Annotated in this window: 10 protein-coding genes; all 10 read right to left on the reverse strand. The window is 64.3% G+C overall.

Annotation, left to right across the window (positions count from 1 at the left end):
* Nucleotides 1-3: 3 nt before the first annotated feature.
* The gene (locus EH240_RS13345; protein WP_124998904.1) at nucleotides 4-1,206 is read right to left on the reverse strand and encodes a pyridoxal phosphate-dependent aminotransferase; all 1,203 of its coding nucleotides are present in this window, start codon (nucleotides 1,204-1,206) and stop codon (nucleotides 4-6) included.
* A complete protein-coding gene (locus tag EH240_RS13350) occupies nucleotides 1,203-2,837 on the reverse strand; it encodes a hydantoinase B/oxoprolinase family protein (RefSeq protein WP_124998906.1) in 1,635 nt (544 codons plus the stop codon). The genes EH240_RS13345 and EH240_RS13350 overlap by 4 nt, the downstream gene beginning before the upstream one ends.
* On the reverse strand, nucleotides 2,834-4,930 hold the full coding sequence (locus tag EH240_RS13355; protein WP_124998908.1) for a hydantoinase/oxoprolinase family protein: 2,097 nt from the start codon (nucleotides 4,928-4,930) through the stop codon (nucleotides 2,834-2,836). The genes EH240_RS13350 and EH240_RS13355 overlap by 4 nt, the downstream gene beginning before the upstream one ends.
* A complete protein-coding gene (locus tag EH240_RS13360) occupies nucleotides 4,927-6,597 on the reverse strand; it encodes a thiamine pyrophosphate-dependent enzyme (protein WP_124998910.1) in 1,671 nt (556 codons plus the stop codon). The genes EH240_RS13355 and EH240_RS13360 overlap by 4 nt, the downstream gene beginning before the upstream one ends.
* Nucleotides 6,598-6,709: 112 nt before the next feature.
* Nucleotides 6,710-8,116 carry an FAD-binding oxidoreductase gene (locus EH240_RS13365; protein ID WP_124998912.1) on the reverse strand — a complete coding sequence of 469 codons (1,407 nt, stop codon included), beginning with the start codon at nucleotides 8,114-8,116 and terminating at the stop codon, nucleotides 6,710-6,712.
* A gap of 53 nt (nucleotides 8,117-8,169) precedes the next feature.
* On the reverse strand, nucleotides 8,170-8,925 hold the full coding sequence (locus EH240_RS13370; RefSeq protein WP_124998914.1) for an amino acid ABC transporter ATP-binding protein: 756 nt from the start codon (nucleotides 8,923-8,925) through the stop codon (nucleotides 8,170-8,172).
* 11 nt (nucleotides 8,926-8,936) lie between these two features.
* Nucleotides 8,937-10,016: an amino acid ABC transporter permease gene (locus EH240_RS13375; protein WP_124998916.1), complete on the reverse strand. Its 1,080-nt coding sequence runs from the start codon at nucleotides 10,014-10,016 to the stop codon at nucleotides 8,937-8,939.
* A 3-nt stretch (nucleotides 10,017-10,019) separates the two neighbouring features.
* Nucleotides 10,020-11,183, reverse strand: a complete 1,164-nt coding sequence (locus tag EH240_RS13380; protein WP_124998918.1) for an ABC transporter permease subunit — start codon at nucleotides 11,181-11,183, stop codon at nucleotides 10,020-10,022.
* Nucleotides 11,184-11,265: 82 nt separating this feature from the next.
* On the reverse strand, nucleotides 11,266-12,294 hold the full coding sequence (locus tag EH240_RS13385) for an amino acid ABC transporter substrate-binding protein (RefSeq protein ID WP_124998920.1): 1,029 nt from the start codon (nucleotides 12,292-12,294) through the stop codon (nucleotides 11,266-11,268).
* Between the two features lie 87 nt (nucleotides 12,295-12,381).
* Entirely contained in the window at nucleotides 12,382-13,332 is a 951-nt protein-coding gene (locus tag EH240_RS13390; RefSeq protein ID WP_124998922.1) for a LysR substrate-binding domain-containing protein, read from the reverse strand.
* Between the last annotated feature and the right edge of the window lie 31 nt (nucleotides 13,333-13,363).

The following is a 13,363-nucleotide window of genomic DNA, read 5'->3' on the forward strand; positions in this document are numbered from 1 at the left end:
ACTTTACTCCACTTGCGCGACGGCGGCGTTGATCCGCGAGATCGCCTCGGCCAGCACCTCTTCGCCGGTCGCCGTCGAGATGCGGAAATACGGTGACAGTCCATAGGCGACGCCGGGCACCGACGCCACGCGTGCTTCGTTGAGAAGATAGTTTGCCACAGCCGCGTCGTCTTCCAGGACGACACCCTTGGGCGTCTTGCGGCCGATCAGACTGGCGCAGCCGATATAGGCATAGAAGGCACCTTCCGGCGGCGAGAGCGTCAGGCCGTTGATCTTGCGGATGCCGTCCACGACCAGGTTTCGGCGCGCCTCGAAGGCCTGCCGGAAGCGCGCGACTTCATCCTGCGGGCCGTTGAGCGCGGCGACGGTCGCGGCTTGCGCGATCGAGCAGACGGAGGTGCAGGACTGGCTCTGGATCGTCGACATCGCCTTGACGAGCGGCGCAGGTCCGGCGGCGTAACCGACGCGCCAGCCGGTCATCGCGTAGGACTTCGAGACGCCGTTGACGATCAGGGTGCGGTCCTTGAGCTCCGGGCACGCCTTGCCGAAGGACACGAATTCGCGTCCATCGAACAGGATGTGCTCGTAGATCTCGTCGGAGAGGACAAGCACCTGCGGGTGCCTGGCCAGCACCGCTCCAAGCGCCTTGAGATCAGATTGCGAATAGACCGCGCCGGACGGGTTGCCCGGCATGTTGAGGAAAAGCCATTTCGTACTCGGCGTGATCGTCTTTTCCAGCAGCTCCGGCGTCAGCCGGAAGCCGGTGGTCTCCGGGCATTCGATGACGACGGGCGTGCCGCCGAGCAGCTTCACCATTTCCGGATAGGAGACGAAATAGGGCGCAGGCAGGATCGCCTCGTCGCCGCCCTCCAGCGTCGCCATCAGCGCATTGAAGATGATCTGCTTGGCGCCGTTGGCCACCACGATGTCGTCGGCGGTGTAATTCAGTCCATTCTCACGGCGGAACTTGCCGGCCACCGCCTCGCGTATTTCGGCCGTGCCGGCGGCGGCGGTATAAAGCGTCTGGCCCGCTTTGGCTGCGAAATGCGCCGCGTCGATGATGTGGCGAGGTGTGGGAAAATCAGGCTCGCCGAGCCCGAGGTCGATAACATCGACGCCCTTGGCGCGCAGCGCCTTGGCGGCCTGTGAGGCCGCCATAGAAGCCGAAGGCTTCACCGCCGACAGGCGCGAGGCAACATAGCTCATCGGTCGTTCTCCGAGATGTATCCCTTGGATCGGTCGTTGGCCCGCGCGACGGCGCCGCGCTTGGCCGGATCGCCATAGCCGCCACCGCCCGGCAGTTCGAGGATCAGCCGGCGTCCGGCCGGCACATGCTGCCAGCCCTTTGGGCGCATCGGCGTGCCGTCGTCCAACCTGACCACGCCGGCGACTCCAGGCTTGCCGCCATTGCGCCCGCGGGCAGGGTGATTGACGCGGTCGAACATCGCCGAGAAGTCGAATTCATGGCCGTCGGTCGCGGCGATCTCGATGATCTGCCCCAGGCCGCCGCGGAACTCGCCATCGCCGCCGGAATTCGGTCGCAGCTCCTTGCGCCAGATGACGATCGGACCGGTATGCTCCGTCGCCTCGATCGGCATCGTATGCACACCCGACGGGAAGGCCGTCGCCGACAATCCGTCGAACTCGGGACGCGCGCCCATGCCGCCGGAGTTGAACATCAGAACCTCGGCGCGGCGGCCGGAGCCGCCGGCGACCGGGCGTGCCGAGATGTGGATGTTCCACAGCGCGCCGGCGCCTTCGGCGAGGATCTTGCCGGGCAACGCCTGGGAGATCGCGCCGAGCACGAGATCGGGAACCATGTGGCCGAAGATATGCCTCAGCGCCACCGGCGCCGGCCGCACGGCATTCAGGATGTTGACCGGCGACGACACGGTGAAGAAGGCGAGCGAGGCAGCATTGTTGGGAATGTCGGGCGCCACCATGCATTTCAGCGCATAACAGGCATAGGCCTTGCTGTAGATGATCGGGCAGTTGATACCCCAGCGGCTCATCGGGTCGGTGCCGCTAAAATCGACCTCGACATAGTCGTCGCGGACCGAAACCGTGGCCGCGAGCTTCACGGGCTCATCGTAACCGTCGGTCACCAGCTCGTTCCACCAGCTTCCCTTGGGCAGCGCCTTGATGCGGTCCAGCATGGCGTCCCGGGTGCGCGAGAAGATGAAGTCGCCGAGCCCGTCCAGCGAGGTCAGGCCGATCTCCTTCATCATGTCGACGAGGCGCCGGTGGCCAACTTCGTTGCAGGCGGCGAGCGAATAGAAATCGCCGACGACCTGGTTCGGCTCGCGAACATTGGCGCGCAGGATCCTGACCAGGTCGAGATTGACCTTGCCCTTTTCCGCGAACTTCATGATCGGGATCTGGATGCCTTCCTCGTAGACCGACTTGCCGTCGGCGCCGAAGCCGCGCCCGCCGACATCGACGACATGCGCCGTGCAGGCGAAGAAGGCCACGAGCTCGCCGTTCAGGAAGGACGGCGACACCATGGTGATGTCGTGCAGGTGGCCCGTGCCCTGCCAGGGATCGTTGGTGACATAGGTGTCGCCCTCGAACATGGTGTCGCGCGGGATCTCGTTCATGAAATGCAGCACCGCCTCGGCCATGGTGTTGACATGGCCGGGTGTGCCGGTCACCGCCTGCGCCAGCATCTGGCCGCGCGGGTCGAACACGCCGGCCGACAAGTCGCCGGATTCGCGCACCGAGGTCGAGAAGGCCGTGCGCAGCAAGGTGAGCGCCTGCTCCTCGACCACCGAGATCAACCGGTTCCACATGACCTGCATGCGGATTTCGGCGATGTTGTTCTTGCCTGGGTCGCTCATGCCTGGCTGCCTTTGCGGGTCAGGAGGATCGCGCCGTCGCTCTGGATGACGGCGTCGAAGCTGGTGGTGACGACGGTTGAGGTCTCGCGCTCGACGATGACCGCCGGGCCCGCGACGCGGTCGCCGGCGCAGAGCGCGTCGCGCTCGACGATGCCGTAGCTGCGCGGCCCGCCGCTGACTGGATCGAAGACCTCGCGTGTCGTCGTCGGCTGGCTGGTCCGCTTGCCGGTGGTGAGCTCGTGCCTGGTGACAGCGGGCCGAACGTCTGTCGCCTTGACCGACCATGTGACGATCTCGATCTCCAGCCCGTCGAGCCCTTCGATGGCGCGGCCGAAGAAGCGCTGGTAGTTGGTCTCGAACAGCTCCTTGAGCCTTGCGACCGCGTCGTCGCCGAACGGCTCGTCGGCTAGCGGCACCGGGATCTCCCAGCCCTGACCGGCGTAGCGCATGAAGGCGGTGATTTCGCAGACGATCTTGCCGCTGGCGCCGGTCCGCACGAAGCTTTCGGCGGACGCCTTGAGATCGCCTAGCAAGGCGTTGACTTCAACCGGCTGGAACTTTGACAGCCGAGTCAGCCTCGACGCCAGGGCCTCGTAACCGAACGGAGCCTTGAGGAAGCCGATCGCCGATCCGACGCCGGCGCCCTTGGGGACCATGCAGCGATCGATGCCGAGTTTCTCGCAAAGCCTTGCGGCGTGGAGAGGGGCCGCGCCGCCAAAGGCGATCATCAGATTGTCGGAAATGTTCTTGCCGTTCTCGACGGCATGGACGCGCGCGGCGTTCGCCATGTTCTCGTCCACTACCTCGCAGATGCCGAAGGCCGTCGACATCGCATCGAGCGACAGGCGCTCGCCGACATCGCACATGATGGCCTGCTCGGAAGCGGACGTGTCGAGCCGGATCGCGCCGCCGGCGAAATTGTGCGCGTCGAGCTTGCCGAGCACCAGGTCGGCGTCGGTGATCGCCGGACGCTTGCCGCCGCGGCCGTAGCAGGCCGGGCCCGGCTCCGAGCCTGCGCTTTCCGGTCCGGTCTGGATGCGGCCCATCGCGTCGACCCAGGCGATGGAGCCGCCGCCGGCGCCGATCTCGATCATCTCGATCACCGGAATAGATATCGGCATGCCCGAGCCTTTGGAGAAGCGATAAGTGCGCGCCACCTCGAAGGTTCTTGCCGTGCGCGGCGCATAGTCCTCGATCAGGCAAATCTTGGCAGTGGTTCCGCCCATGTCGTAGGAGACGACCTTTTCCAGGCCGAAGCGCCTGGCGATGTCGGCCGCGAAGATGGCGCCGCCGGCCGGCCCGGATTCGACCAGCCGCACCGGAAATTCCGAGGCGGTCTCCACCGAGATCAGCCCGCCGCCGGAATGGATCATGAAGACCGGGCACTCGGCGCCCATCTCCTTCAGCCGCGTCTGCAGGCGGGCGAGATAGTCGGCCATCTGCGGCCGCACATAGGCGTTGGCGCAGACCGTGTTGAAGCGCTCGAACTCGCGCATCTGCGGCGACACTTCGGCGCCGATCGAAATCGGGATGCTGAGCTTCCTGGAAAGGATCTCGCGAGCTCGCCTTTCGTGGTCCGGATTGGCGTAAGCGTGGATGAAGCCGATCGCCACCGAGCCGAAACTGCCGGCTGCGATGCGTTCGGCTATTTCCTCCAGAGCGGCCTCGTCGAGCGGCTGCAGTTCCTGGCCTTCGGCGCCGATGCGGCCCTTGACCGTGAAGCGGTCCTCGCGCGGGATCAGCGGCGTCGGCAGTTGCAGATTGAGATCATACTGCTCGAAGCGGTTTTCCGTCCGCATCTCGATCACATCGCGGAACCCTTCCGTCGTTACCAGCGCGGTCTTCGCGCCACGCCGCTCGATCAGCGCGTTGGTCGCCAGCGTCGTGCCGTGGATGATGATGCCGATTTCGGAAGGCGAGATTCCGGCATCGCGGATGACGATGGCGATGCCGTCTAGGATCGCCTGCTCGGGAGCAGCGTAGTTGGTCAGCACCTTGGTCGAGAACATCGTTCCTCTTACGTCGAGGGCGATGTCGGTGAAGGTGCCGCCGATGTCCGCGCCGAGGCGGATGTCGTCAGTTCTGGAGGTCATGCCTTGGCTTTCTGGGAAGCGAGTGCTGCGTCGCGCATCTGGGTGAGGGTCTGCCGGGGCGTGAGCGCTTCGGACGAGATGGCGATGTCGAGAACGGCACCCGTCGTGGAGTTGAGCGCCCGCTCGAACGCCGCCGCGAAATCCCCAGTGGATTCGACCCGCTCGGCGTGGAAGCCATAGGCCTTCGCCAGGATCACGAAATCCGGGTTCTCGAGCGAGGTTCCCGAAACGCGGGCCGGATAGCTCCGCTCCTGATGCGCGCGGATCGTGCCGTAAATGCCGTTGTTGATGATCAGCACGATCGGCTGCGCGCCGGCCTGCATGGCGGTGCCGAGTTCCTGGCAGTTCATCTGAAAGTCGCCGTCGCCGGCAAAGCAGACGACCGTGCGCTTCGGAAAAGCGACCTTGGCGGCAATCGCCGCGGGGAGGCCGTAGCCCATGGCGCCCGACTGCGGGGCAAGCAGCCGCGCCTGCGGCCCGAACTTGAAGAACTTGTTCGGCCATACGGTGAAATTGCCGGCGCCGTTGGTGAGGATGACGTCGGCCGGCAGGGTCTCGCGCAACCAGGCGCTGACCGCGACCATGTCGACTGAGCCGGGCTGCACGGGCGCGGCGAAGGTGCCTTCATAGGCCTTGCGCGCCGCCGCGCGCCATTCTGCCCAGGCGCCTTTGACCGGGGTCAGGGCTTTGGCAAAGGCGTTCGGGCCGGCATGGATGCCGATCGCCGGCACATAGATCTTGCCGATCTCGCGGTCGGAGCCATGGACATGGATCAGCTTCTGGCGCGGCTCCGGTACGGAGAGCAACGTGTAGCCGTCCGTCGTCATCTCGCCGAAGCGGACATTGACGGCCAGTATCACGTCGGCATCGCGGATCAGCTTCTTCACATGCGGCACCACGCCGACGCCGGCCTCGCCGACGAAGACAGGCGAATGGTTGTCGAACTGGTCCTGATAGCGGAAGGCGGCGACGACGGGGATGTCGGAAGCCTCGGCGAAGGCCTGCAAGGCCGAGCGCCCGTCCGCCGTCCAGTTGGCGCCGCCCATGAGCAGGATCGGCCTCTCTGCCGCAGCCAGCATCTTAAGCGCCGCGGCAATCGCATCCTGCGCCGGCGCAGCTTCGAAAATGCAAGCGGGGCCGCTGAGCGGCGCGGCCTCGGTCATCGTCGTCAGCATGTCCTCCGGCAGCGCAACCACGACGGGACCGGGCCGCCCCGTCAGGGCGGCCGTCCAAGCCCGCGCCACGATCTCGGGCAGGCGCGAGACATCGTCGATCTCGACCGCCCATTTGGCGACGGTTCCGAACACCGCCCGGTAGTCGATCTCCTGGAAAGCCTCGCGCCCCTTCATGTCGGTGCCGACCTGGCCCACGAACAGGATCATCGGCGAACTGTCCTGCATCGCCGTATGAACACCGATGCTGGCGTTGGTCACGCCCGGGCCGCGCGTCGCGAAACAGATGCCCGGCGATCCGGTCAGCTTGCCATAGGCTGAAGCCATGAACGACGCGCCGCCCTCGTTGCGGCAGATCACATAGTCCAGCTTTCCGCGGGTGTCGTGCAGTGCATCCAGGACCGCCAGGTAGCTTTCGCCGGGCACGCCGAAGCTCTTGGTCGCGCCAAGCGCAATCAGGCACTCGACAAGAAGGCGACCGCCATTCCGGATCATTCTTCGACTCTCACTCTGGCGGCAAGCGGACCGAGCCTACCTTCGGTTCTATACGTGCACTCTGGCGGATCGAGGCGAAATCAAGAAATGCGGTGTATTCGAAAGTTTTTCTTTACTGAGCGGCGCGCACCAGAACGCCGGGATTCATCGTATTCAGCGGATCGAACGCGCCCTTCAGACGCGCCATGAGCTCCCGCTCCACCGTGCTGCGATTCCGCTCGGCCAAGGCGATCTTGGCGCGCCCCAGTCCATGCTCGGCCGCGAAGCTGCCGCCCATCTCCGTGGCTAAAGATGCCAGCGCCGCGGCGAACTGTCCGGCCCTGCCGTCGAAATCGGCGCGGCCTTCCGGCGGCGACAGATTGTAGTGGATGTTGCCGTCGCCGAGATGCCCGAACGGGTTGATCCGCACGCCGGGAAGAATGTCGCTGCAGACCTTGTTGCCGGCCTCGATGAACCTGGCAATCGCGCCCGGCGGCACCGAGATGTCGTGCTTCAATTGCTCGCCTTCCAGCCGCTGCCCCTCGGGCTGTTCCTCGCGCAGGCGCCAGAACTGCGCCCGATGCGCGTCAGACCTGGCCAGCGCGCCGTCCACGACCAGGCCTTGCTCCATGCCCCGCTCCAGCGCCGAATTGAGGATGTCGTCCAGAGGAACGCGCGGCGAACCTGACGCCAGGTCGACCAGCAGGTAGACGTTGCCTCGCGTCTCCATCTGATAGGCGAGATCGGGCAGGTGCTTGAGCGCCAGTGCCAGGCCGACATCGGAGAAGAATTCGAGGCCGGCAAGGAACTCTCCGGCCTCGCCGCGCAGGAAGGCGCCGAACGAGACGGCGGCGGCGCAGTCGGACATGACCAGAAGCGCGCTCGCCTGTTGGCGTGGCGTGGGATAGAGCCGCAACACCGCGCGTGTCACGATGCCCAGCGTGCCTTCGGCGCCGCAGAACAGCTTGCGCAGCTGATAGCCGGCATTGTCCTTCTGCACCGCGCGCAGGCCGTCCCACACCGCGCCGTCCGGGGTCACGACTTCGAGGCCAAGCACAAGATCCTGCATCATGCCATAGCGAAACGCCTGGCTGCCGCCGGCATTGGTGCCGATCAGGCCGCCGATCCTGGCGCTGCCCTCCGCGCCGAGATGCATCGGAAACATCAGCCCATGCGGCTCCAGCGCCTGGTGCAACGCGGCGAGCACGACGCCCGCTTCAACCGCGATCGAGCCGCTCTCCGGATCCGGTTCGCCGATCGCCGCCATGCGCGAAAGCGAGACGATAACCGCGTTGGGCCGATCGGCGACGGCGCCGCCGCACAGGCCCGTATTTCCGCCTTGCGGGATCACCGCCACGCCTGCCTCCCGGCATGCCTTTACGACTGCGGCAACTTCGGCCGTGTCCGAGGGCCTGGCAACGCCCAGAGGCGCGTCTCCATAGCGGTTCAGCCAGTCACGCTGGTAGGGCTCGGCGTCGTCGCCCGAAAGCCAGCCTTTCGGTCCGAGAATATCGCGCAAAGTGGTGACGGGGTCGGTCATTGCGATACCTGCGATGTGTGGCACGCCGCGTATAGACAGGTGCGTCGCCCGGCTCAATGACCAAGCACCTGCGACAAGAACTGTCGCGTGCGCTCGTTCCGGGAAGAGGTGAAGAATTCCTCTGGAGGGGCCTCTTCGACGATCTCGCCGCCATCCATGAAAATCACCCGATCGGCAACGCGGCGGGCAAAGCCCATCTCATGCGTGACGCAGATCATCGTCATGCCTTCCGAAGCGAGCGTGACCATGACGTCCAGCACTTCCGCGATCATCTCCGGGTCAAGCGCGGAGGTCGGCTCGTCGAACAGCATGATCTGCGGCTGCATGCAAAGCGCACGCGCAATCGCGACACGCTGCTGCTGGCCGCCAGAGAGCTGGCCCGGAAACTTCATCGCCTGCTCGGGGATACGGACCTTCTCCAGATAACGCCGGGCGGTCGCCTCGGCTTCCGCTCGAGGCTGCTTGCGCACGATCATGGGCGCGAGCATGCAATTTTCCAGCACCGTCATGTGCGGGAACAGGTTGAAGTGCTGGAACACCATCCCGACCTCGCGCCTGATCCCGTCGATGTTGCCGACATCATCGTTGAGCTCGGTGCCGAGCACGGTGATGCGGCCACCATTGTGCTGCTCGAGCCGGTTGATACAGCGGATCATGGTGGACTTGCCGGAGCCGGAGGGACCGCAGACGACGATCCTTTCGCCCCGCTCCACGGAAAGATTTATCTTCCGCAGCGCGTGGAACGACCCGTAGTATTTGTCGAGGTTTTCGATGCGCACGGCGGCGCCGGGTGACTGCGTCGAATTCACTTGCGCCTCCACTATCGTTCGCCGACCGACATGCGGCGCTCGAGGAAGGCGCCGTAGCGGGACAGGCTGAAGACGAAGACGAAGTAGATGAAGGCGATGAAGGCATAGACCTCGACATAGGCGAAACGCCACTCGCCGGTTCCGTAGGCGGCATTGCCGGATGCCAGGATCTCGAAGAATCCGACGATGACCACCAGCGACGTCTCCTTGAACGAGATGACGAACTGATTGATCGTCGCCGGCAGCGCGTTGCGCATGGCCTGCGGAAGAAGGATGCGGCCGATGCGCTGCCAGTAACTCATGCCGAGGGCCATCGCGGCCTCTTCCTGTCCCTTCGGGACGCCCTGCATGCCGCCTCGCACGATCTCCGCCTGATAGGCCGAGAAGAACAGGGCGGAGCCGATGATCACCCGGTAGAGCTTGTCGCCCGCAAGCCATTGCGGCAGCGCGAAAGGCAGCACGACGGCAAAGGTGAAGAGGATCGAGATCAACGGCAGCGAGCGCACCCCATCGATGATCAGACCGGTGGTATGCGATATCCAGGGGAGTTCCGATCGGCGCAAGAGAGCCAGGCAGATCGCCAGCGGGAAGCCGATCAGGCAAGTGGTGACGAAGATGAACAGCGTCAGCGCCAAACCGCCCCATGCTTCCTCGCCGACATAGGCAAGGCCGAGCATGCCGCCTTTCATCAGCACATAATAGAGCGCTGTTCCAACTCCCCACACCAGCGCGATGCGGCGACCCGTCCAGAAGGCTGGAATACAGCTCAGCACCGTCATGACCACCACGGCCACGCAGGCGAGCGCCGAACGCCATTGCTCCTCAAAGGGATAGAGGCCGAATAGGATGATCCGCCACCTGGCAGCGATGACCGACCAGCAGGCGCCGGCCGCCGCCTGGCACGCCTCCGGTCCGCCGCTTGTGGTGAAGACGGCCGAGAAGATCGCCCAGTTGAGCAGCTTCCAGGCGAGAAAGACCATAGTCGCGAGGGAGACCAGTGACAATAATGCCTGAAGCGGCCTCGCGAAGAAGCGTCGCCTCAGGTCCTCGATCCGTCCCGGAGCAGAGGGAGCAACAACGATCATCTCCATCTCTCATCCCCTCAGTTGATTGCCCTTGAGGGCAATGGCTTTGTTGATCCGGTTGAAAACGGCAGCCAGGCTGAGGTTGATCGTGAGGAAGCCTGCCATCAGGATTCCGATCGCTTCCAGCGTCTGGCCGGAATGGTTGATCGTCAGCGCCACGATCATGAAGAAGTCCGTGAAGCCCACCGCGATGCCCATCGTCGTTGCCTTGATCAGCCACACATACTGGTTGGCGAGGATCGGCAGCATAGCCCGGAGCGCAAGCGGTAGTCTGACCAGCGTGAAGACCCGCCATGGGCTGAGCCCCAGCGAAAGTGCGGCCTCCATCTGGCCCTTGCCGACCGCCTTGAAGCCGCCGCGCACGATCTCGGCGATATAGGAGCCGCCATAGATGGCGATGGCGATAGCAAGCGCGGAAAACTCCGGTGGAATGCGCAGACCGCCCTTGAGATTGAGACCTTGCAAAGCGGGGAAATCCACGAGCGGCAGGTCCGGGAGGCGGCCGATTGCCAGAATGATGGCCGCGCCGGCCAGCGCCGCCGCCGCGCCGGCGAGTTGGATGGCGAGGCGCTCGCCGATCGGCTGGCTCAGACGCGATGTCCTGCCCAGCCAGACCGGCAGCGCGATGGCGGCGATCAAGGCGAATATAGCCAGCGTCATTGCTGGGCCGCCGACATTCGGGACCGGCACGTAGAGCCCGCGGCTTGTGAGCAGCATGCCCCAGGCTTCGTATGCGCTGCGCGGTGTCGGAAGGTGGGTGATGACCGCGTACCAGAAGAAGACCTGGAGGATCAGCGGGATGTTGCGGAAGATGTCGACATAGGTGCGGCCAAGCAGTCGCGCCAACTCATTCGAGGAGGTTCGCGCCAGGCCGACGATCGTTCCAACGATCGTCGCGAGCATCAGCCCGACGCTCCCCAGGAAGAGCGTGTTGATGATGCCGATGAGGAAGAACCACCAGTAGGGATCATTGGCCGTGGCAGGCAGGAGCGAGAAGTTCACGTCCCATCCCGTCGACTTCGACAGGAAGTCGAATCCGGAGGTGATCCCTTGCTCAGCCAGGTTCTGCCGGGCAATCGCAACGCCGGCAAGCACAAGTGCTGCGATCGAGCCGACATAGAGAAGCTGCAACAGCGCGTTGCGGACCTTCTGATTTCTCAGCAGGCTGCTCATTGACCAATCTTTCCCGAGTTTGTCGCCAGCTCCGCCCGGCAAAAGCCGAGCAGAACCCACAGCGAGCCGCGTTAAGAACGGATCAGTCGATCACCAGCGGGAACAGGACGCCGCCATTGTTCCACAGGTTGGTCAGCTCGCGGTCCATCTTGTAGGGCGAGTCCTTGCCGAGATCGCGCTCGAAGATTTCGCCGTAATTGCCGACCTTCTTGATCACGTTGTAGGCCCAGTCGTCGGCAAGCCCGAGACCCTTGCCCATGCCGGGCGACACGCCGAGGAATTTCGCCACCTGCGGCGATGTCGGCTTGGCCTTGATCTCGTCGACGTTCTTGGAGGTGATACCTTCCTGCTCAGCAAAGATCAGGGCGCTGAGCGTCCAATTTGCGATGTCGACCCAGTTGTCGTCGCCCTGCCGCATGATCATGACTTCGGGCTCGACGGCGAGCACGTCGGGCAGGATGACATGGTCTTCGACCTTGCCCTTGGCGATGCGGGCGATGGCGAGCGTCGGGCCCCACTGCGCATAGAGATCGCAGCGTCCGGAGAAATAGGCCTGTTCGAGCTCTTCCGTCTTTTCGATGAGCACCGGTTCGAGCTTGATGCCGAGCTTGGCCGTATAGGCCGCGACCTGCTGTTCCTGCGAGGTGCCGGCGGGAATGCAGATCGTGCCGCCGGCGGCGTCCTTGAGCGACTTCAGATTGAGCTCCTTGTGCGCCATCACCTTGGTCGTTCCGAGGTAATAGGAGGTGGAGAACTGCAGGCCGAGCTCGGTGTCGCGGCTGAGCGTGCCGCCCGACGCCTTGATGATGATGTCGACATCGCCCGACTGCAGAGCCGGCCAGCGTTGGGCCCAGCTGATCGGAACGACCTTCAGCTTTGCTGGATCGCCGAACACGGCCGCGGCCACTGCCTTGCAGAGGTCGATATCCATGCCCTTCCAACTGCCTTTGTTGTCCACCTCGGCGAAGCCGAGATAGGAGCCGTCATGGCCGGTACAGTTCAGCACGCCGCGCGCCTTGACGGTTTCGAGCGTCTTGCCGCCCGCTGCTTCGGCCGGCGCTGCAAAATGCACGAGGCCAAGGGCCAGGGCCCCCCATTTCATCATTTTCATGTTGTTGTCTCCACTGTTGAGATTGTTCCGTTTCTTGTTGTTGGAGTCCGGAAGAAGCCTTTCGGAACTCGGTCGCGAAGCCGCTCCCTAGTCGGAGAGCGGGGTCGGTTTCGGCAAAGAGGAAATCTTCAGATCGCTCCGCCAATCCTGCTTGACGAGCCATCGATGGAGCGCTGCCACTGCCTTCACGCGCAGATGCCCGCGCGGAACGACAAGGTAAAATCCCGGGACTTCCTCCGGCCTCATATCGGCCAGCGCATCGCGGCCGATCGGCGCGACCAGCGCGCCCGACCTGAGGTCTTCTTCGGCGTCGATGACAGAGACCAGGCCCACGCCTATGCCTTGAAGGGTTGCTCTGCGCATGGTCGCCGCGTCGTCGAAGCTGATGCTTCGGTCGCCCTCGGTCTGCTCCACGGCGAGGTGCCGCAATATGTCGGGCCACAGGCGCTTCGACTTGACGGTGTCGAGCAGCGTGAACTGCGTCAGGTCATGCGCCGACTTGATCTTCTCGCCGATCGCCGGCGTGCAACAAATGACCTTCGGATCCGGCACCAGGAGCGTGGTCTCATAGTCCGGCCAGTTGCCGTAGCCCCACTGCACCGTCATATCGATGTCGTCGCGCCCGAAGTCGGGCAGGTCGACCATCGTCGTCAGGCGCAGATCCGCGCCCGGCAGGATTTCTCTGAACAGGGAAAGGCGCGGCAGCAGATAGTGGGTGGCGAAATAGGGACTCGCATTGAGGTTGATGCGGTCCCGGTAGGTCGACTTGGTGACGCGGCGAACGCCTTCGGCAAACTCGTCGAAGCCGGCCTTGACGTAGTGCGAAAGCAGGATCGCCTGCTCGGTCAATTCGATCGAGCGGCCCTTGCGCTCGAACAGCGTCACTTGAAGCGTGTCCTCGAGAAGCTTGATCTGCTGGCCGACGGCCTGCGGCGTCACCAAGAGCTCGTCGGCGGCCTGCCGGAAGCTCTTGTGCTCCGCGACGGCGTGGAAGACTCGAAGTGCATTGAGCGAAGGAAGGCGAAGCTTGCCGGCCATGGTGAATTCCGCCTCCTCTGGTTCGAGACTC

It is taken from the genome of Mesorhizobium tamadayense, from assembly GCF_003863365.1.
GTDB classification, from domain to species: Bacteria; Pseudomonadota; Alphaproteobacteria; order Rhizobiales; family Rhizobiaceae; genus Mesorhizobium; species Mesorhizobium tamadayense.